This is a genomic window from Micromonospora sp. NBC_01392, assembly GCF_045040125.1.
Taxonomy (GTDB): domain Bacteria; phylum Actinomycetota; class Actinomycetes; order Mycobacteriales; family Micromonosporaceae; genus Micromonospora.
This window is the reverse complement of the sequence record NZ_CP109549.1, coordinates 448,328-467,854: the sequence shown is the minus strand read 5'-3', so window position 1 is coordinate 467,854 and position 19,527 is coordinate 448,328. Positions and strand designations below refer to the sequence as shown.

Genomic DNA, 19,527 nt, shown 5'->3' with positions numbered 1-19,527 from the left:
GCCCGGCGGGCACCGATCCGCACCCGGGGATCCCGGGTGTCGCGCAGAAGGAGCCCCGACATGCGCCTCCGTCCCCTGCTCGCGGTGCTGACCACCGCGCTCGCCGGCGTGCTGGCCACCGCATCCGGCGCCGGTGCCGCACCGGCCGGTCCGCAGCCGATCATCGGCGGCAACACCGTCTCGTCCGCGCCGTGGGCCGCGGCCGTCTTCAGCAACGGCTCGTTCACCTGCTCCGGCAGCGTCATCGCGTCCCAGTGGGTGCTCACCGCCCGGCACTGCGTCACCGGCACCATGTCGGTCCGGGTCGGCAGCGTCTACTCCGCCTCGGGCGGCGTCACCCGCAGCGTGAGCGCCTCCTACACCCGCTACGACCTGGCCCTGCTCCGGCTCTCCAGCACGGTCAGCACCTCCACGGTGTCGCTGGCCAGCAGCAACCCGCCGGTCGGCTCCACCAACTCGATCTACGGCTGGGGCATGACCTGCTACAGCGGCTGCGGCGCGTCGCCCCAGCTCAAGACCGCCAACGTCCAGGTGACCAGCACCAACGTCACCGACGCGTACGGCGGCCAGGCGATCCGGAGCACCCGGATCAACGGCAACGCGTGGCGGGGCGACTCGGGCGGCCCGCAGTTCTACAACGGCCGGCAGGTGGGCGTGGCCTCCACCGCCGACGGCTCCAGCATCCAGAACTACGGCAGCGTCGCGTACAACCGGTCCTGGATCACCTCCGTGGCCGGTGTCTGACGGTTGGCGTCGAAGCGGCGCGGATGGCCGGGTCCCGCCCGGCCGTCCGCGCCGCGCCGTTTTGCAGCATCCGATCGGGTGCCCACGGCACCCGATCGCCTCCGCCGGTGGCTGACAGCATCGAAACCGTGCTGGTCGTGACGACGGATCAACTGCCCGGCTACGAGATCCGCCAGATCCTCGGCGAAGTGGTCTCCTCGATGGCGAGGACCCGCAACCCGTACCGCGAGGGGGTCAAGAATCTGCGCGGTGGCGCCTACGACCCGATGGCCCCGGACAACCTCACCCGGTGGCGGACCGACTCGGTGGCCCGACTGGGTGAGGAGGCCCAGCGGCTCGGCGCGAACGCGGTGATCGGGATGCGTTTCGACAGCCGCGACTGCGGCGAGATGTGGATGGAGATCTGCGCCTACGGCACCGCGGTGATCGTCGCGCCGAAGACACCCGACGTCATGCCACCCGACCAGCCGATGATCGCGGCCGAAACGGCCCACGACCCGGAGATCGCCAGCGCCCCCGGCGGCATCGCCGAGCCGGCCAGCGCCCCCAACCTCTCGACGGCCGCCGAAACCCCCACCGGCCCCTGACCCCGTGTTTCGCCGCCGTCTGGTGCCTGCTGATTCACGGAAAGTGCGGCCATCGAGCGCGGAACAGCCACTCTTTCCGTGAATCAGCGGGCACCGGAGAGGGGGGTCAGAGGATGGGGGGTGGGGAGTAGGCGGCGGCGTCGGGGTGGGACTGGACGATCTTGGTGACGCGGGCGACCAGGTGGGACACCTGGGTCTCGGCGGCGCCGGTGAAGGTGTTGCGGTCGGTGACCAGCGCGTCGATGTCCGCGCGGGTCAGGTTCAGGCGGCCGTCGGCGGCCAGGCGGTCGAACAGGTCGTTCCCGGCCGCGCCCTGCTCCCGCATGGCCAGCGCCACGGCCACCGCGTGCTCCTTGATCACCTCGTGTGCGGCCTCCCGGCCGACGCCCCGACGCACGGCGGCGACCAGGATCTTCGTGGTGGCCAGGAACGGCAGGAAGCGCTCCAGCTCCCGGTTGATCACCGCCGGGTACGGGCCGAACTCGTCCAGCACGGTCAGGAACGTCTGGAACAGGCCGTCGGCGGCGAAGAACGCGTCCGGCAGCGCCACCCGCCGCACCACGGAACAGGAGACGTCCCCCTCGTTCCACTGGTCACCGGCCAGCTCGCCGACCATCGACAGGTAACCCCGGATGATCACGGCGAAGCCGTTCACCCGCTCCGAGGAGCGGGTGTTCATCTTGTGCGGCATCGCGCTGGAGCCGACCTGCCCCGGCTTGAAACCCTCGGTGACCAGCTCCTGCCCGACCATCAGCCGGATCGTGGTGGCCAGCGACGACGGCGCGGCGGCCACCTGCGCCAGCGCGGAGAGCACGTCGAAGTCCAGCGAACGCGGGTAGACCTGTCCGACGCTGTCCAGCACCCGGGCGAACCCCAGGTGCCCGGCCACCCGGCGCTCCAACTCGGCCACCTTGTCGGCGTCGCCGTCGAAGAGGTCGAGCTGGTCGGCGGCCGTGCCCACCGGCCCCTTGATCCCGCGCAGCGGGTAGCGGTCGATCAGGTCCGTCAACCGCTCGTACGCGATCAGCAGCTCCTCCGCGGCGGACGCGAAGCGCTTGCCCAGCGTGGTGGCCTGCGCGGCGACGTTGTGCGACCGGCCGGTCATCACCAGGCCGGAGTATTCACCCGCGTGCCAGGCCAGCCGGGTCAGCGTGGCGACCACCCGGTCCCGGATCAGCTCCAGCGACGCCCGGATCTGGAGCTGCTCGACGTTCTCGGTGAGATCCCGGGAGGTCATCCCCTTGTGCACGTGCTCGTGCCCGGCGAGTGCGCTGAACTCCTCGATCCGGGCCTTCACGTCGTGCCGGGTGACCCGCTCCCGAGCGGCGATCGAGGCCAGGTCGACGTCGTCGACCACCCGCTCGTACGCCTCGACCACCCCGTCCGGCACCGGCACGCCGAGGTCCCGCTGGGCCCGGAGCACCGCCAGCCAGAGCCGGCGCTCCATCCGGACCTTCTCCTCCGGCGACCAGAGGGCGACCAGCTCGGGCGAGGCGTAACGGTTGGCGAGCACGTTCGGGATCGTCGTCACGTACCGCATTCTTTCGTACGCCCCGGAAGGCCGGCCATCAGGCCGGCCCGGCGGCCGTTCCGACGGGATGTCGACGATGCGACAGTCCCGCTCCGGCGCGAATTCCACGGATATGCTGTCCGCCCTCCGTCAATGATCCTCGATCCGGGAAGGCGTCCCCGATGTCCCAACCCGTAACCGATGTCGACACTCTGCCCTTTCTGGTGTCCGTGGACGTGTCGGACGACCCGGACACCATGGGGTTGTTCCGCAAGGGCGAACGGGAGGTGGCGGTCCGGAACATCCCGATCGCCGTGCTCCGGGAGAGCGTCCGGCACACGGTGGCCGCGCTGCGCACGGTCTTCGACGAGGTGACCGAGGAGACCGGGCGGCTCCGGCTCGCCGAGGCGCAGTTCAGCTTCGAGGTGTCGGCCAAGGGCGGCCTGAACCTGGTCGGCACCACCGAGATCGGCTCCAAGGGCACGGTCACGCTGACGTTCCGGGAGTAGCCGTCGTGGCCGCCTTCCGCGCTCTCCTGCTCGGCGTCGCGGAGTACGACGACCCGCAGATCGTGCCGCTGCCCTTCGTCCCGAACGACATCGGCGCGCTGAGCGTGGCCTTGGAGGAGACCGGATACCGCGTCCGAACGCTCGACGGTGGCCGGCTCAGCCGGCCGAAGATCTGCGCCGAGGTGGGCCAGTTTCTCGGCGACGCCCGCCCGAACGACAGCCTGCTCGTCTATCTCAGCGGGCACGGCGCCCACACCGAGGGCGTCGACTACCTGGTGCCGTCCGAGGCGGACCTGCGGATCCCGCTGCGGGAGTCGATGGTCCCGCTCAACTACTGGGCCGGTGCGCTGGAGCGCAGCCGCGCCGGGCAGGTGCTCTTCGTGGTGGACGCCTGCCGGGAGGGGTTCGACCAGCAGTCCATGGCGGTGGAGCTACAGCGGTGGAGCACCGGGCGAATCGACCACGTGGCGCAGCAGCGGATCGCCTTCCTGTTCGCCTGCGGGCCCGGGGAGAAGGCCCAGTTCGTTCCCGGTACCGCCGACTCCTTCAGCGTCTTCTCCCGGGCGTGGCAGCAGATCCTGGTCAACGGTCAGACCGGCCACACCCTTGACGACCTCGTCGCCGCGCTCAACGAGCAGATGCGGGAGCTGGCGGCGGCCCACGGCCGGCGGGTCCAGACCGCCCACGTCGAGCCGGCCGGCGTGGAGATCACCCCCTTCCCGATCTCGTCGCGCCGGTCGACGCGGCGTTCGTTCGACTGGGTGGCCCAGGCGCAGTCCCACCGGGCCTGGGAACTGGTCACCCCGTCGCTGGTCAACGAGGAGCTTCGCGCCTCCACCGTCAGCCTGGTCGAGCACGTGGTACGCCTGCGCCGGGACGCCGCCCGGGAGTTGACGCGTGATCCGTGGCACGAGCCGGACCTCGCCACGCGCATCAGTCGTCGGGTCGAGTTCCTGACGAGCCTTCTCGCGTTTCCCGGCGCGACCCCCGACGGCGAGCTGCACCTGTCCGCGGCCGAGGCCGCGCTGCTGGTCGCCGGCCCGTACCTGTACGACACGTGGTGGGCGCTGCGCGCCGCCCGAGCCGCCCACGTCGATCCGGCCACCTGGCCCGCGCCCGAGCAGCCCGATCCCGACAGCGACTCCTACCGGCGCTTCGCACAGAGCTTTCCGCGGCTGTCGCGCCGCCTGAACAGCCAGGCGCAGCACCCGGACGTCGCCGGGCAGATCGGCTGGTGGCTGCTGCACCGCTGGATCGCCCGGCAGTCCCTGACCCACTCGTCGGACGACGACGTCGCCGAGTTGATTCCGCTCGGCGTCGCGTCACTGCACCTGTCCGCGCGGGTCTTCGAGAAACCCCGGGTGATCGAGCTGATCCGGAGCCTGCGCGGCGGTCCGGGCTTCCTCACCCGCACCGACCGGCCCGGACGGCTCCGGAGCCGCCGCACGGTCGGCGCGGGAACCGCCGACGAGCAACCGGTACGGGAGCGCCTGGTCGCCTACCTCCTGGCCGCGGGACGCGCCATGGCCATCGAGGCCCCCGCGCTGCCCGAGGTGGTCGTCGAGCACATGGGGATCAGCGACCCGGTGTCACCTGACGAACTGCACGCCTCCATCGACGCAGTGGAGTGGGAATCCCGCGGGCCAGTGCGGGTATTGCGCACCACCTGCGCCCACCCGGCCATCGAGATCGCCCTGCGGGCCCACGTCGAGTTCTTCGACACGCTCCTGGTCGAGATCCAGGACGCCGCCGCCGAGGACACCCACCTCCACCCGCTCTCGGCCCTGCCGGCACACGCCTCCGCGGACCAGGTCCGCCCGAGCGAGGGACCGGACGGACGGGCCTACCAGTCCGCCGGGGTGCGGTTCCACCTCGCCGAGGACCGCATCCAGGAACTGCTCATGGGTGAGCAGCTCTACGGTGATCCGCTGCTGGCCATCAGGGAGCTCTACCAGAACGCGCTCGACGCGTGCCGCTACCGAGCCGCCCGGAACGAGTACCTCAGGCGTACCGACGGGGCCTTGCCGCCGTGGGAGGGCCGGATCGACTTCGTCCAGGGCCGGGACGAGCAGGGCCGCGCCTACCTGGAGTGCACGGACAACGGCGTGGGGATGGGGGTCCGGGAGCTGACCGACGTGTTCTCACAAGCCGGCACCCGCTTCGTCGAGACGTCCGAGTTCGTGGAGGAACAGTCGCGGTGGGCACGCCTGGCACCGCCGATCGAGTTCTTCCCGAACAGCCGCTTCGGGGTCGGCGTGCTGAGCTACTTCATGCTCGCCGACGAGATCACGGTGGAGACCTGCCGATTCGGTCAGGAGGGGCGTCCCGGCAGCCGCCTATGGGTATCCATCGCCGGACCGGGCAACCTGTTCCGGATCCGGGAGCTCGGGCCCGGCCGGAGCGCCGGTACGAGAGTCCGTCTCTACCTTCGGAAGGACACCGAGGAGCTTTCCGCGTTGGACTTCCTCCGACGGCTCCTCTGGGTGGCGGAGTTCCGGACCACCGTGACGCACGGCAGTGAGGTCGCGATGTGGGAACCGCGCGCCCTGTCGACGACCGCTCCGCTGGGCAGCGGTGCGCCGTTGGAGGTGGCCAGCGAACCACGCCGGGCGAACCCGGATCCGGTCGTGGTCAGCGCGGAGCCGCATCCGGTGTGGTGGTGTGATCGGTCGGGTGCAGTCCTGGTGGACGGCATCTGGCTGCAGGGGGCGGACGTCACCGCCGTGGTCAACCTGTCCGGCAGACAGTCGCCGCGACTCTCGGTCAACCGCACCCAGATACTCGACGACGAGTCGAAGGCGGTGATTGCGCTCCTCCACGAGGCGGCCACCGCCGCGGGCGCGGCCGACAGCCCGCTGTTCGACCACGGTTGGATCGCGGAGTTGGCCACGCACCAGCCGGCGGTGGCGGATGCGGTGTTCGAGTTGGCGCTCGACGCCGGCCGGACGACCTGGCCAGGGAGCACATTGGCGAACGAACTGCTCACCGTCGGCTGCTACCCGGGCGATACCAGATGGGACATTTTCCCGATCAGCCCGAAGGACCAAGGGCTGGAGCCCGACAGCACGACGCTCAGCCATCCAGTCGATACCTGGCGGCTGGTCGCCTGGATAGCCGCAGGCTTCCACGGCACCGAGTTGCAGGTGTCCGCCGCGCGAATCGTCCGGGCGCGGCCGAGTGACGCGATCCTCACCCACTCCAACGACGACGGAAGCTCCTGGCTCGATCCAACCCGACCGGTGCCTATCGGTCACCTCATCGCGGTGGCCGACGAGTACGGCCTCCCCCTGGAAACTATCGTCGAACGACTCGTCGCGCTCGGCTATCCGGCGCCCCACTACGAGTTGCCCGACCTGACGAATCCGACCGATCGGGTGCTGTTGAGTCAGGACCTCGACGGGAGGGCGCCCTGGTTGAGCCAGGACGACGAACTTCCGGTCGGGCATGTCGCGACGGTGGCGGCGAAGGCGGACATCGACGTCGACTCCGCTGCGGGCCGGCTCCGCCAGCTCGGCTTCGCCGTTCGCGCCGTACCGCCGGGCGGACTCGATCAGATCGACCTTCTCCTCGCCAGCCTGCACGTGAATGGTCAGCGTCCGTGGCTCCGGCCAGGCCAGACAGCTTCCGGTGGACACGTCCTCGTCGCTGCGAGTGTGGCCGGCATTCCCGCCGAGAACGTCGTCGATCGGCTGCGACGGCTCGGGTACGTCGCGGCGGTGCCACCTCCCAGCGACCTGCCTGCCGATGTGGAGATGAGACTACTTTCCTCCGCCGACGTCCCGCGGCGCCGCTGGGACGAGGCGGAGGAGTCGAAGGGACTTCTCCCTGCCGGAATCGACTGGCGCTATCGCCGGTACGCCGGTGCCTCGCTACTGGACGTGTCCGAGCCTGTCAGCTCGTATGCGCTCGTCGGGGGCGCATTGCGTAGCAGGCTGAGCCCGCGCCGGGCCGCCGAACGGTTACGGGAGCTCGGCTACCAGATAGTGGGCTGGAGATTTCCCGACGCCGTGGCCGCGGACGATCTCCGTCTCCTCAGCCGGGACCGCGACCGGCAGCGGGCGTGGCGGGATCAGGACACCGCCGTCCCGTCCTCTCATCTCCTCGTCGCGGCCCGCGCCGTCGGGCTGACTCCCGCGCAGGCGGCAGCGCGGCTGGCGGAGTACGGCTACTCGATCTCGGCACGGTCGCTCCCGGACGCCATCACCCTCACGGATCTCGCCCTGCTCAGTCGGGACCTGGACGGGAACGCGCCCTGGCTGGACGAAGAAGCCGTCGTCCCGCCCGGACACATCCTGCTCGGCGCGCGACGGACCGGGCTCACCCCGGCCCAGGTGTACGTACGACTTCAGCGCTTCGGACTCACCACCCGGGCCGACCTTCCGCCCGACGACACCACCTCGGCGGATCTGATCATCCTCAGTCTCGAGCTGGACGGCGATCCTTCCTGGCTCGCCGTGGAGAGCACGGTGCCGGTCGGCCACCTCGTCGCCGCGGCGCACCGCACGGGCCTCACCCCGACCCGGGTGGCCGAGCGGCTCCGGGAACTCGGCCACACGCCGCCCGAGCACTCCCTGCCGTACTACGTCTCGGCCGACGACGTCGTGCTCGTCAGCGAGTCCCTTGCCAGCGAGCCACCGTGGGTGGACCCGGCTGAGCCGCTCTCTCTCGGTCGCCTCGTGCTCGCCGCCGAGGCGACCGGGCTCAGCCCGGCAGGGGTGTCGCGACGACTCGAAGAACTCGGCTTCCAGGGCTTCGACGAGTGGCACGTACCGCCTTCGGTCGGTCTGCCCGAAGGCGCCGTCATCCGACTCGTCCCACAGGAGGCGCCGCCGCCCCGTGCCTGAGGGACTCCGGCGCACCTCCATCTGGAACAATACGATCCTTCGCGGTGGCCTCACGAGAGCCGCCCCGGCCCGGATGACCGGGCCGGGACGGGCGGTCGGCTACAGCCGGATCGCCGGGTCCAGCGCGACGTCGATCATCTCCTCGGCCGTCAGCAGGTGCCGGTCGGCAGCGGGGTGCGTCTCGACCTGCACCCAGGTCCCGTCCGTGCGCACGACTGTCACGAACCGTTCGACGATCCGGACGACGGGCCCCGGCACGGTGCGCCGGCCCTCGAAGTCCGCCACGACCACCCGCTCGCCGTCGGGGCCGGTGAAGGATCGGCACTTCAGCGGGCCAGGGGTGCAGCGCTGGGGACCGGCGATCTGGCCGGGCCGGGGTCGACCCACGAAGACGCCCAGGTAGGAGCGGACGTCGCCGCGCGCCGCCACGCCGACCCCGGACCAGCCGGTCATGGACTCCCACTGGAACGGCTGCACCGACCACTGGGGCGTGCCGGTGAGCGGGCCGCCCCAGGTGGCCCCGTCGGTGACCGGACCGGCACCGCGTACCCACCGCAGGTCCGGCGCCTCCCGGTCGAGCGCGGCCAGCATCGCGGAGCGGAGGCGCCCCGCGGGGTCCACCGCCGTGGCGGACGCCGCCGAGTAGGCGGGGGCGGGCCCGGTGCCCGAGCCCGCTCCGACCAGTGTGCCGGCGCCGAGTGCCAGCGCCAGCACTGCGGTCGCCGCCGAGGCCGTGTACGCGGTGGTGCGCCGTCGGTGCCGTCGGCCCTCCCGGGTCACCAGGGTGTCGACGTCCACGGCCGTCGGTGGTGCCGCGCCGATCGCCTCGTCGAAGATCTGCCGGTACGTCATCTCTGCCTCCCGCTCTCCACTGCCGAGTCCGATGAGGCGAGCAGGCGGAGCGTCTCCAACGCCCGGGCGGCCTGACTCTTCACGGTCCCGCTGCTGACGCCGAGCACCTGGGCGGTCTCCTCGACCGAGAGGTCGCAGTAGAACCGGAGCACCACCACCGCGCGTCGCCGCGGGGCGAGCCGCCCGAGCAGGTCGAGCAGCACCTCCCGCTCACCGATGTCCGGCTCCCCGGCGGCCAGGTCCGCCCGGTCCGGCACGTCGTCGGTGCTGCGCTCGCGCCGCCACGGCCGTCGCCGCTCGTCCAGCCAGGCGTTGGTGAGCATCCCCCGGACGTACGCGTCGAGGTTGTCCGCGTCGCGGGCCCGCCGCCAGTTCCGGTAGAGCTTGCTCAACGTGATCGACACCAGGTCGTCCGCCGTGTGCCAGTCCCGGCAGAACAGGTACGCGGTACGGCGTAACGGCTCCAGCCGGGCGGACACGTAGTCACGGAACTCGTCGTCGCGCCCGGTCACGGAACAGCACCCGTCGCTCGCCTCATGCCCAGGGGACGGAAGCCGGGACCGATCAGGTTGCCCGGCTCACGGATGTCGCATCAGTGCGCCCCGGACGCCTCACGGCGCGGGCCGGCCGGTGAGTGCGCGCCAGAGCCCGTCGCCCGCCTCCTCCTCGGTGTCGAAGCGCTGCCGGACGTCGTACGTCCCGCGCTCGTAGGCGCCGATCTCCCAGCCGCCGGCGCGGGCCCGGCGCAGGAACCAGAAGTCGGGCGGGACCGGCACGTGTTCGTGCACGCCCTCCAGCGCGAACGCGTCCGGGGACAGCCCGGCCGCCAGCAGCGCGGCGCGTACCTGGTGCCGGTCCACGCCCGACCTCCCGTCTCGTGCCAAGATCCGGCCGTGGCCTGTGCTCACGCCCCGGCGGTCAGATCCTCTTCCACCAGGAAACCGTTGTCGAGCAGCCACTGCACGGTCAGCGTGGCCCCGGCCTGCGGCAGGTATGCGAGGTTGAGCTGGAACTGGGTGCCCATGCCGGGCTGGGCGAACCACGACGCGATCGGGCCGGAGTCGACAGTGAACGGCTTGACCACGCAGTAGACGTGATAGTTGGCCAGCGGCGCGTTCGCCGGCGTGTTCAGGCTCTGCGGGGTGAGCGCGCGCGAGCTGAACGGCGTGCCGAGCGGAGCGAGGAACGAGCCACCGGTGAAGCCGAAGCGGTCGAGCCGGTAGCCGGCCAGCAGGCTCTGCGCCTGCTTGAGCGGGCGGCCGTCGGGGGCGATGACGAACCCGTTGGCCGGCGGGTAGACGTACGCCGCCGGGGTCCCGGTGGTGTACTGCGCCAGGAACTCGCTCTCGGTCAGCGCCCCGAACCGCTGGTAGCCGGCGAGCAGCGGCCCGACCGGCGAGGCGAACGGCAGCGTGGCCGGGCCGAGCATCGGGTTGTTGTCGTAGAACTCGGTGGTCGGCGGCGCGGTGGGCGGGGTGCCCGGCCGGCAGAGGCTCTGCGTGGGTGGGGGTTGCGGCTGTTCGGACGTGTCGCCGGCCGGGGCGAGGGCGACCGTCCGGGCGGCGAGCGTGGTGGCGGCGACCGCACCGACCGGTTGGGCGGCGCCGGGTGCGAGAACGAATGCCGCCCCGGAGACGAGGGCGAGCAACCAACGGCGTGTTTTCACCGAAAACCTCCAAATTGGGCTGGATCAGTACGATCCATCCTGAGAGGTTCTCGGCATCAATATGAGGATTTGTCCGTTTAGCTACCTGATCGAGCTAGCTGTACTGCCCAGGGAGGTTGGTCAACCTGGTGACGGGCGGTTTGCCGTCGGTTGCGGTGTGGGGGCGGTGGTGATTGTAGTGATGGAGCCAGGCGGGTAGGGCCTTGCGGCGGGCGGCTTCGGATGTGTAGCACCGGCCGAAGGCCCAGCCGTCGGTCAGGGTTCGGTGGAAGCGCTCGACCTTGCCGTTGGTCTGGGGCCGGTAAGGACGGGTCTTCTTCGGGGTGATGCCGAGTTCCGTGCAGGCGTTGCGCCAGGCGTGGGACCTGTAGGCGGAGCCGTTGTCGGTCAACACTCGCTCGACGGTGACGCCCCTGGTGGTGAACCAGGCGACCGCGCGGTGGAGCACGGCGGTGGCGGTGGCGGCTTTCTCGTCCTGGTGGATCTCGGCGTAGGCGACCCGTGAGTGGTCATCGACGACGGTGTGCACGAACGCGGTCCCGATCCGCGGATCCCGATGGTGGTTGCGGGCGCCGGTGCGGCGGGCGGTGGCCTGCCTGTTGTGTTTGCCCTGGGCGCGGCCGACATAGCGCCACCCGCCGCCGTCGGGGATCTGGCCGAGCTTCTTGACGTCGATGTGCAGCATGGCGCCGGGGTGGTCGTGTTCGTAGCGGCGCACGGGCTCCCCGGTGCGCCGGTCGAGGTGCGACAGCCGGTTGATCCGGCAACGGGTCAGGACGGCGTGCACGGTCGAGGCGGGCATGCCGAGACGGCCGGCGATCTGCACCGGCCCCAGCCGCTGCTTACACCGCAGGTGCACCACTTTGCGCACCAGCGGCTGGCAGGTGCGGTTCGGGCTGTGACTCGGCCGGGATGACCGGTCGGCCATGCCATCGGCGCCGAGTTCGGCGTAGCGTGCCGCCCACCGTTTCGCCGTTGGCCAGGACACGTCATAGCGTTCCGCGGCCCGGGCGACCGGCCACCCCTGGTCCACGATCAGACGCGCCAGGCGAAGACGTGCACGCGGGGTCAAAGCGGCGTTAGCGTGGGACACGAAGGCCTCCTGGTTGGCGGAGCGGTTCCTAGACAGCTCCACTCCACAACCGGAGGCCTTCGTCATCACGTCTATCTACGTCGTGTCGTCACACAACCTCAACCAACGTCCCTGGGCAGTACAGCTAGCGCTCCAGGATGGCGGTCACGCCCTGCCCACCGGCCGCGCAGATGGAGATCAGGCCGCGTCCGCTCCCCTTCCGGTCGAGCAGCTTGGCCAGCGACGCGACGATCCGGCCACCGGTGGCGGCGAACGGGTGCCCGGCGGCCAGCGAGGAGCCGTTGACGTTCAACCTGTCCCGGTCGATCGGGCCGAGCGGCGCGTCCAGGCCGAGGCGTTCCTTGCAGAACTCCGGCGACTCCCAGGCGGCCAGGGTGGCCAGCACCTGCGAGGCGAACGCCTCGTGGATCTCGTAGAAGTCGAAGTCCTGGAGCGTGAGGCCGGCCCGCGACAGCATCCGGGGCACCGCGTACGCGGGGGCCATCAGCAGGCCCTCGTCACCGTGCACGAAGTCGACCGCGGCCGTCTCGGACCAGGAGAACCAGGCGAGCACCGGCAGGTTGTGCGCCCGCGCCCACTCCTCCGAGGCCAGCAGCACGGTCGACGCGCCGTCGGTGAGCGGCGAGGAGTTGCCGGCGGTCATGGTCGCCCGGTCGGCGTCCGGGCCGGTGGTGCCGAAGATCGGCTTGAGCGAGCCGAGTTTCTCCAGGGAGGTGTCCGGGCGGAGGTTCTGGTCGCGGGTCAACCCCAGGTAGGGGGTGATCAGGTCGTCGAAGAACCCGCCCTCGTACGCGGCGGCGAGCCGCTGGTGCGAGCGGAGCGCCAGCTCGTCCTGGGCAGCCCGGTCGATGTTCCAGCGCAGCGCGCTCCGGGCGGCGTGCTCGCCCATGGACAGCCCGGTACGCGGCTCGGCGTTGCGCGGGATCTCCGGCTTGAACGGCTGGAGCGGGCGCAGCTTCGTGGCCAGCCTGAGCCGCTCGCCGAGGGTCCGGGCGGAGTTGAGCTGGATCAGCGTGCGGCGTAGGTCCTCGTTGACCGCCAGCGGCGCGTCCGAGGTGGTGTCCACGCCGCCGGCCACGCCGACGTCGATCTGCCCGAGGGCGATCTTGTTGGCGACGCCGATGGCGGCCTCCAGCCCGGTGCCGCACGCCTGCTGGACGTCGTACGCCGGGGTGTGCGGGTCGAGCCGGGAGCCGAGCACCACCTCACGGGTGAGGTTGAAGTCCCGGGAGTGCTTCAGCACCGCACCGGCCGCCACCTCGCCGAGCCGCTCGCCGGCCAGCCCGAACCGGGCGACCAGCCCGTCGAGCGCCGCGCCGAGCATGTCGGCGTTGGACGCGTGCGCGTAGCGCGAGTTGGACCGGGCGAAGGGGATGCGGTTGCCGCCGACCACTGCGACCCGCCGGACACTCTGCACGATCGGCCTCCTCGAAGCTGTCGCCGAACCCTACTCGCCAGTAGGCTACGCCTATGACCGACAGGTACGCGAGCTTCGTCCAGACAGGGGCCGGTCGCGCGCTGGTCAAGCGCCTCGGGCTGCCCGACCCACCCCGACTGCGCCGGCACACGCCGGGCGACCCGCTCGCCCCCGGGCCGGTCCTGCTCGGCTCCTCGACCGGCGGCCAGCTCACCGAGCCGGTCCGCCAACGCCTGGCCGCCGCCGGGGTCGAGCTGGCCGACCCGGCCGCCACCGCCGCCGACAGCCGCTTCGCCGCCCTGGTGTACGACGCCAGCGGCGTCACCGACTCCACCGAGCTGCGCCAGCTCTACGACTTCTTCCATCCGCAGGCCCGGTCGCTGCTGCCCAGCGGTCGGGTGATCGTGCTGGGCACGCCGCCGGCCGAGTGCGACTCGCCCCGACAGGCGACCGCCCAGCGCGCGCTGGAGGGGCTGACCCGCAGCATCGGCAAGGAGTTCGGCCGGGGTGTCACCGCCCAGCTCGTGTACGTCACCCGGCACCGCGACCCCAGCACCCCGGTGAGCCTGGAGTCCACGCTGCGCTTCCTGCTCTCCGGTCGCTCCGCGTACGTCTCGGGGCAGGTCGTCCGGGTCGGCACCGGCACCGCCGTCGTGCCGGCCGACTGGAACCGGCCGTTGGACGGGCAGGTGGTGCTGGTCACCGGCGCGGCCCGGGGCATCGGCGCGGCGCTGGCGAAGGTGCTGGCCCGCGACGGCGCCCGGGTGGTGGCACTCGACGTGCCGGCGGCCGGCGACGAGCTGGCCGCGGTGGCCAACGACGTCGGCGGCAGCGCCGTGCAGCTCGACCTGACCGCGCCGGACGCGCCGGCCCGGCTGGCCGAGCACCTGGCGTCCCGGCACGGCCGGGTCGACGTGGTGGTGCACAACGCGGGCATCACCCGGGACAGGACGCTCGGCCGGATGGACGCCGACCGCTGGGACTCGGTGATCGACGTCAACCTGTCCAGCCAGGAGCGGATCAACGACGTGCTGCTGGAACGCGACCTGATCCCGACCGGCGGGCGGATCGTCGCGGTCTCCTCGATCGCCGGGATCGCCGGCAACCGGGGGCAGACCAACTACGCGACCAGCAAGGCCGGCGTGATCGGTCTGGTCGACTCGCTGGCCCCGGTGCTGCGTGAGCGCGGGATCAGCCTGAACGCGGTCGCGCCCGGGTTCATCGAGACCCGGTTGACCGCGCGCATCCCGCTGACCATCCGGGAGGCGGGCCGCCGGATGAACAGCATGGCCCAGGGCGGCCTGCCGCTGGACGTGGCCGAGACGATCGGCTGGCTCTCCTGGCCGGCGACCGGCGCGGTCAGCGGCAACGTGGTCCGGGTCTGCGGCCAGAGCCTGCTGGGGGCGTGATGGCACCCCACGACCACGACCGCGAGGACCTGACCCTGCCCGACCTGATCGAGGGCCCCACCCGGGACCTCACCTCGGCCCGCGCCGCCGCGCTGGCCCACTCCGACGATCATGAAGTTGACGGCACTTCAAGAGATCCACAAGGCAGCCAACTTCATGATCAACTGCGCGGGGCGAGCGGGGAGCCGGGTGGGGGGCCGGGTGGGGGGCCGGGTGGGCGACGTCAGGAAGTGCTGGGGCGGCTGCCGGCGGCCGGCGGGCTGTACCGGCGGGCGCTGCTGGGAGCGGTGCCCGGTCTGGGCGGGCGGCGGGGGCGGGGGCGGGAGCTGCCGGCCGTCGAGCTGACCGTCGCCGGGGTGCCGGTGGATCCGGCGCACCTGGCCGCCTACGACCGGGTCTGCGGGTTCCGGCTGGCCGACCGGCTGCCCGCCACGTACCTGCACGTGCTCGGGTTCCCGCTGTCGCTGCGGCTGATGACCGCCGCCGACTTCCCGATCCCGCTCACCGGCGTGGTGCACGTGGCCAACCGGATCACCGTGCACCGACCGGTCCGGGTCGGCGAGACCGTCGACTTCCAGACGTACGCGGAGAACCTGCGTCCGCACGAGCGGGGCCGGCAGCTCGACGTGGTGCTGGTCGGCTCGATCGACGGCACGGAGGTGTGGCGCGGCGTGTCGACGTACCTCGGGAAGGAGCGTGCGGCCGGCGGTGGCCCGCGGCGCGACCGGGGTGACCGCCCGGCGCCGCCGGCCACCACGGCGCAGTGGCGGGTGACGCCGCGGGTCGGTACGGACTACGCGCGGGTCTCCGGCGACCACAACCCGATCCACACCTCGAAGCTGGGCGCCCGGCTGTTCGGCTTCCCGCGCCCGATCGCGCACGGCATGTGGAGCAAGGCGCGTTGCCTGGCCGCGTTGGAGGCCCGGCTGCCGGACGCGTACACGGTGGACGTGGCGTTCAAGCTGCCGGTGCCGCTGCCGTCCACGGTGGCGTTCCGGGCTGCCACCGACGGCGCGGGTTGGGACTTCGGGCTGCACGGCGCGCGGGACGGACGACCGCACCTGGTCGGCACCGTCCGCTGAGGAGAGGGGGCTTGCCGGCCCCCTCTCTCGTGCGTTAAGTTGTTCTCAGATTGAGTTGTTCTCAACCTGAGAGAGTGAGCGCCGTGAACGAGCAGGACTTCCTCGCCGGATACGACCCCCGCGACTACCCGGCGGTCGCGGTCACCGTCGACGTGGTGGCGCTGACCATCCGCGAGGACGCGCTCCACCTGCTGCTGATCCGCCGGGGCGCGCCGCCGTACGAGGGGCACTGGGCACTGCCCGGCGGCTTCGTCCACCCCGACGAGGACCTGGCCGCCGGCGCGCGGCGCGAGCTGGCCGAGGAGACCGGGCTCGGCGGCGAACGGCTGCGCCGGGTGCACCTGGAGCAGCTCGGCAGCTACGGCGCACCCGACCGGGACCCGCGCATGCGGGTGGTCTCCGTCGCCCACCTGGCGTTCGCGCCCGACCTGCCCGACCCGGTCGCCGACAGCGACGCCGACGAGGCGATCTGGCTGCCGGTGACGGCGCTGACCAGCCGACAGCTCGCCTTCGACCACGGCCGGATCATCGACGACGGGTTGGAGCGGGCCCGCTCCAAGCTGGAGTACACGCCGCTGGCCACCCGGTTCCTCGCGCCCGAGTTCACCGTCACCGAGCTGCGCGCGGTCTACGAGACGGTCTGGGGCCACCCGCTGCACGCCGGCAACTTCCACCGCAAGGTGCTCTCCGTGCCGGGCTTCGTGGAGAGCACCGGCGCCAGCACCGAGCGCGGCGGCGCACGCGGCGGCCCTCGCGCCAAGCTCTACCGCCCCGGCGACGCCCGCCTCCTGCACCCCGCCCTGCTGCGCCCCGCCCGCGAGGAGCAACTCCGATGAGGTGCAAGGACGGGCCCCCGCTTAACGCCTCCGGTAGAGAAGGGCTCCCCTCTCACCGGCAGCTCAAGGCGCCGCAGCATCCGAGTGACAACGACCTGATGAGGCGGGAGGCGCGCGCGCTGCGACGGATCGCCGCGGGGGGCGACGCCCGCCACCTGGCGTACGTGCCCCGGCTGGTCGACTCCTATCCGGTGCGCGACCCGTCGACCGGCGCGGAACTGCTGGTCAACGAGTTGGAGACGGTCCCCGGGCTGCACAGCCTGGAGGACGTGCGCCGGGCGTACCCCGATGGGGTCGACCCCCGCGACGCGGCCTGGATGTGGCGACGGCTGCTGGTCGCGCTCGGCCTGGCCCACCGGGCCGGCGTGGTGCACGGCGCGGTGCTCCCCCGGAACGTGCTGATCGAGCCGGATGCGCACGGCCTGGTGCTCGTCGACTGGTGCTTCTCCACCGAGCCCGGCGGGCTGGTGCCGGCCCTGGTCACCGGCATGGCCGACTGGTACCCGCCGGAGGTCACCGGGAAGCGGCCCTGCGGCCCCGGCACCGACATCGCGCTGGCGGCCCGCTGCCTGGACTGGCTGATGGCCGACCGCGCGCCACGCGAGCTGCGCGCGTTCGCGGCCGGCTGTCGGCAACCCGCGCTGACCGCCCGGCCGGACGACGCCTGGCGGCTGCTCCGCGAACTCGACGAGGTGCTGGAGCGGCTCTACGGGCCGCGCACCTTCCGACCCTTCACCCTCAACCCCTAGGGAGGCTGCCATGGGCAGCGGAATCTGGTCCACCGACGTGTACGACGCCGCCGACCGTTACCGGCGCCGGACCGGCAAGAGCGCGTTCTCCTACAGCGACAGCGGGGCCCGGCAGGTGCACCCCGCACTCGACCCGCGCGACGCGACGCGGGAGAGCCGCGACTCCGCCGAACACCCGCAGTCGACGCCGATCGCGGTGCTCTTCGACGTCACCGGCTCGATGGGACACGTGCCCCGGGTGCTCCAACGCAAGCTGCCGCAACTGCTCGGCCTGCTGCTCCGCCAGGGGTACGCCCGCGACCCGCAGGTGCTGTTCGGCGCGATCGGCGACGCCACCTGCGACCGGGTGCCGCTCCAGATCGGGCAGTTCGAGTCCGACAACCGGATGGACGACGACCTCGGCCGGATCGTGCTGGAAGGCGGCGGGGGCGGCCAGATGATGGAGTCGTACGAGCTGGCGCTGCACTTCATGGCCCGGCACACCGCCACCGACAGTTGGGAGAAGCGGGGCCGACGCGGCTACCTGTTCATCATCGGCGACGAGCTGGCGTACCCCCGGGTGAAGGCGCGTGAGGTGACCCGGCTGATCGGCGGTGGCCTGGCCGAGGACCTGCCGATCCGGCAGGTGGTGGACGAGGTGACCGCGCGGTGGGACACCTACTACCTGCTCCCGGCCGGCAGCCACTACGCCGGCAACCGCAAGGTGCTCGACTTCTGGCGCGGCCTGCTCGGGCAGAACGCGGTCGAGCTGGACGACCTGGACGCGGTCTGCGAGACCATCGCGCTCACCGTCGGCCTCGGCGAACAGGCCATCGACCTGGACGCCGGGCTCAGCGACCTGGACCGGGCCGGCTCGACCGCCGCCCGGACCGTCTCCCGGGCGCTCGCCGGGCTCGGCGGCGGCCGGCGCGCGGTCGCGGCGCTGCCGTTCGCCCCGACCGACGGCGGGAACGGGGTCACCCGGCTGTGAACCACGTGCTGGTGGTCGACCTCGGCTACGGCGACGCCGGCAAGGGCACCGTCGTCGACGCGCTCTGCGCGACCCGGCCGGTGCACACCGTGGTCCGCTTCAACGGCGGCGCGCAGGCGGCGCACAACGTGGTGCTGCGCGACGGGCGGGCGCACACGTTCGCGCAGTTCGGCGCCGGCACGTTCCGTCCCGGCGTGCGGACGCACCTGGCGCGGCACGTGGTGGTGGACCCGCTGGCGCTGGCCGCCGAGGCCGACCACCTCGCGTCGGTCGGCGTGCCCGACGCGTTCGACCGGCTGACCGTGGACGGGGAGGCGTTGCTGGCCACGCCGTACCACCGGGCCGCCAACCGGGCCCGGGAGATCGCCCGGGGAGCCGACCGGCACGGCTCCTGCGGGCTCGGGGTGGGCGAGGCGGTCGCGTACGGCCTCGCCCACCCCGACGAGGCGCCCCGGATCGCGGACTGCCGCCGGCCGGCGGTGCTGCGCCGCCGGCTCACCGCGCTGCGCGACCGGCTCACCGCCGAACTGGGGGCGCTGGACGCACCGCCGGTCGACGACTGCCTGCCCGCGTACGCGGCGTTCGCCGACCGGGTGGCGATCGTCGACCGGAGCTGGCTCGCCGGGGCGCTGCGCGCCGGCACCTGCGTGTTCGAGGGCGCGCAGGGCGTACTGCTGGACGAGTGGCACGGCTTCCACCCGTACACGACGTGGAGCACCACGACGTTCGCCAACGCCGAGACGCTGCTCGCCGAGGCCGGGATGGCCGGGACCGCGCAGCGGCTCGGGGTGCTGCGGGTGACCACCACCCGGCACGGCCCCGGCCCGCTCGTCACCGAGGACCCGGCGCTGCCGTTCACCGACCCGCGCAACCCGACAAATGAATGGCAGGGCCGATTCCGGTTCGGGCACTTCGACGCCGTCGCCCACCGGTACGCCCTCGACGTGGCGGGCGGCGTGGACGGGCTGGCGCTGACCCACCTCGACCTGGCCGGCCCTCGCCTGCGCATGTGCCGGCGGTACGCGGACGGGCTCGACCGGCTCGTGCCCGGCCCACCCGGGGACCTGGACCGGCAGGCCGCGCTCACCACCCGGCTGATGCTTGCCCGGCCGGTGCTGGACGAGTCGCCCACCGACTGGCCGGCGGCGGTGTCGGAGGCGCTCGCCACCCCCGTCCTGCTGACGTCGCACGGCCCCACCGCTGAGGAGAAGGAGGGGCCCCTTGTTAACGCATTTTGTATAGGAAGGGCCCCCGCTTAA

Annotated in this window: 17 protein-coding genes; 10 read left to right on the top strand and 7 right to left on the bottom strand. The window is 72.2% G+C overall.

All coding sequences use genetic code 11. From position 1 onward, the window contains the following. Nucleotides 1-60: 60 nt before the first annotated feature. Both OG767_RS02145 and OG767_RS02140 read left to right on the top strand, forming a co-directional pair. Nucleotides 61-744: a S1 family peptidase gene (locus OG767_RS02145; RefSeq protein WP_405091917.1), complete on the top strand. Its 684-nt coding sequence runs from the start codon at nt 61-63 to the stop codon at nt 742-744. A 23-nt stretch (nt 745-767) separates the two neighbouring features. Then, complete coding sequence (locus OG767_RS02140) at nt 768-1,331, top strand: YbjQ family protein (protein WP_405091916.1); 564 nt, start codon at nt 768-770, stop codon at nt 1,329-1,331. Between the two features lie 106 nt (nt 1,332-1,437). On the opposite strand, the gene purB is transcribed toward OG767_RS02140, so the two are convergent. Next, nucleotides 1,438-2,862: an adenylosuccinate lyase gene (gene purB, locus OG767_RS02135; protein WP_405091915.1), complete on the bottom strand. Its 1,425-nt coding sequence runs from the start codon at nt 2,860-2,862 to the stop codon at nt 1,438-1,440. A 161-nt stretch (nt 2,863-3,023) separates the two neighbouring features. Between purB and OG767_RS02130 the strand changes: the two genes are divergently transcribed. Both OG767_RS02130 and OG767_RS02125 read left to right on the top strand, forming a co-directional pair. Next, nucleotides 3,024-3,350, top strand: coding sequence for a hypothetical protein (locus OG767_RS02130; protein ID WP_405091914.1), 327 nt, complete (start codon nt 3,024-3,026; stop codon nt 3,348-3,350). Between the two features lie 5 nt (nt 3,351-3,355). Continuing rightward, on the top strand, nt 3,356-8,194 hold the full coding sequence (locus tag OG767_RS02125) for a caspase family protein (protein ID WP_405091913.1): 4,839 nt from the start codon (nt 3,356-3,358) through the stop codon (nt 8,192-8,194). 99 nt (nt 8,195-8,293) lie between these two features. Here OG767_RS02125 and OG767_RS02120 read toward each other — a convergent pair whose 3' ends face one another. The 6 genes from OG767_RS02120 to OG767_RS02095 form a co-directional block, all read right to left on the bottom strand. Next, entirely contained in the window at nt 8,294-9,046 is a 753-nt protein-coding gene (locus OG767_RS02120) for a hypothetical protein (protein ID WP_405091912.1), read from the bottom strand. After that, on the bottom strand, nt 9,043-9,558 hold the full coding sequence (locus OG767_RS02115) for a SigE family RNA polymerase sigma factor (protein ID WP_405091911.1): 516 nt from the start codon (nt 9,556-9,558) through the stop codon (nt 9,043-9,045). Before OG767_RS02115 ends, OG767_RS02120 begins: the two co-directional genes overlap by 4 nt. A 99-nt stretch (nt 9,559-9,657) precedes the next feature. Beyond that, nucleotides 9,658-9,906 (bottom strand): hypothetical protein, encoded by a 249-nt coding sequence (locus OG767_RS02110; protein WP_405091910.1) that lies wholly within the window; start codon nt 9,904-9,906, stop codon nt 9,658-9,660. Nucleotides 9,907-9,950: 44 nt separating this feature from the next. Continuing rightward, complete coding sequence (locus OG767_RS02105; RefSeq protein WP_405091909.1) at nt 9,951-10,712, bottom strand: TNT domain-containing protein; 762 nt, start codon at nt 10,710-10,712, stop codon at nt 9,951-9,953. Nucleotides 10,713-10,806: 94 nt separating this feature from the next. Further along, nucleotides 10,807-11,805 carry an IS481 family transposase gene (locus tag OG767_RS02100; protein WP_405094110.1) on the bottom strand — a complete coding sequence of 333 codons (999 nt, stop codon included), beginning with the start codon at nt 11,803-11,805 and terminating at the stop codon, nt 10,807-10,809. 124 nt (nt 11,806-11,929) lie between these two features. Beyond that, nucleotides 11,930-13,222 carry an acetyl-CoA C-acetyltransferase gene (locus OG767_RS02095; protein ID WP_405091908.1) on the bottom strand — a complete coding sequence of 431 codons (1,293 nt, stop codon included), beginning with the start codon at nt 13,220-13,222 and terminating at the stop codon, nt 11,930-11,932. 53 nt (nt 13,223-13,275) lie between these two features. Here OG767_RS02095 and OG767_RS02090 point away from each other — a divergent pair, with 53 nt between their 5' ends. The 6 genes from OG767_RS02090 to OG767_RS02065 all read left to right on the top strand — a co-directional run bounded on the left by OG767_RS02090 (nt 13,276) and on the right by OG767_RS02065 (nt 19,527). After that, the gene (locus OG767_RS02090; protein WP_405091907.1) at nt 13,276-14,631 is read left to right on the top strand and encodes a 3-oxoacyl-ACP reductase; all 1,356 of its coding nucleotides are present in this window, start codon (nt 13,276-13,278) and stop codon (nt 14,629-14,631) included. Then, nucleotides 14,631-15,713 carry a MaoC/PaaZ C-terminal domain-containing protein gene (locus OG767_RS02085; protein WP_405094109.1) on the top strand — a complete coding sequence of 361 codons (1,083 nt, stop codon included), beginning with the start codon at nt 14,631-14,633 and terminating at the stop codon, nt 15,711-15,713. Before OG767_RS02090 ends, OG767_RS02085 begins: the two co-directional genes overlap by 1 nt. Before the next feature lie 83 nt (nt 15,714-15,796). After that, nucleotides 15,797-16,549 carry an NUDIX domain-containing protein gene (locus tag OG767_RS02080; RefSeq protein WP_405094108.1) on the top strand — a complete coding sequence of 251 codons (753 nt, stop codon included), beginning with the start codon at nt 15,797-15,799 and terminating at the stop codon, nt 16,547-16,549. Between the two features lie 98 nt (nt 16,550-16,647). Next, nucleotides 16,648-17,298, top strand: coding sequence for a serine/threonine protein kinase (locus tag OG767_RS02075; protein ID WP_405091905.1), 651 nt, complete (start codon nt 16,648-16,650; stop codon nt 17,296-17,298). Between the two features lie 10 nt (nt 17,299-17,308). Then, nucleotides 17,309-18,268: a hypothetical protein gene (locus OG767_RS02070; RefSeq protein WP_281933589.1), complete on the top strand. Its 960-nt coding sequence runs from the start codon at nt 17,309-17,311 to the stop codon at nt 18,266-18,268. Next, the gene (locus OG767_RS02065) at nt 18,265-19,527 is read left to right on the top strand and encodes an adenylosuccinate synthetase (protein ID WP_405091904.1); all 1,263 of its coding nucleotides are present in this window, start codon (nt 18,265-18,267) and stop codon (nt 19,525-19,527) included. Before OG767_RS02070 ends, OG767_RS02065 begins: the two co-directional genes overlap by 4 nt.

Bases quoted from the DNA above. Each gene is read 5' to 3' on its own strand.
- OG767_RS02145 (WP_405091917.1), top strand. From the start codon at position 61: ATGCGCCTCCGTCCCCTGCTCGCGGTGCTGACCACCGCGCTCGCCGGC.
- OG767_RS02140 (WP_405091916.1), top strand. From the start codon at position 768: ATGGCCGGGTCCCGCCCGGCCGTCCGCGCCGCGCCGTTTTGCAGCATC.
- OG767_RS02130 (WP_405091914.1), top strand. From the start codon at position 3,024: ATGTCCCAACCCGTAACCGATGTCGACACTCTGCCCTTTCTGGTGTCC.
- OG767_RS02120 (WP_405091912.1), bottom strand. From the start codon at position 9,046: ATGACGTACCGGCAGATCTTCGACGAGGCGATCGGCGCGGCACCACCG.
- OG767_RS02090 (WP_405091907.1), top strand. From the start codon at position 13,276: ATGACCGACAGGTACGCGAGCTTCGTCCAGACAGGGGCCGGTCGCGCG.
- OG767_RS02085 (WP_405094109.1), top strand. From the start codon at position 14,631: ATGGCACCCCACGACCACGACCGCGAGGACCTGACCCTGCCCGACCTG.
- OG767_RS02075 (WP_405091905.1), top strand. From the start codon at position 16,648: ATGAGGCGGGAGGCGCGCGCGCTGCGACGGATCGCCGCGGGGGGCGAC.
- OG767_RS02070 (WP_281933589.1), top strand. From the start codon at position 17,309: ATGGGCAGCGGAATCTGGTCCACCGACGTGTACGACGCCGCCGACCGT.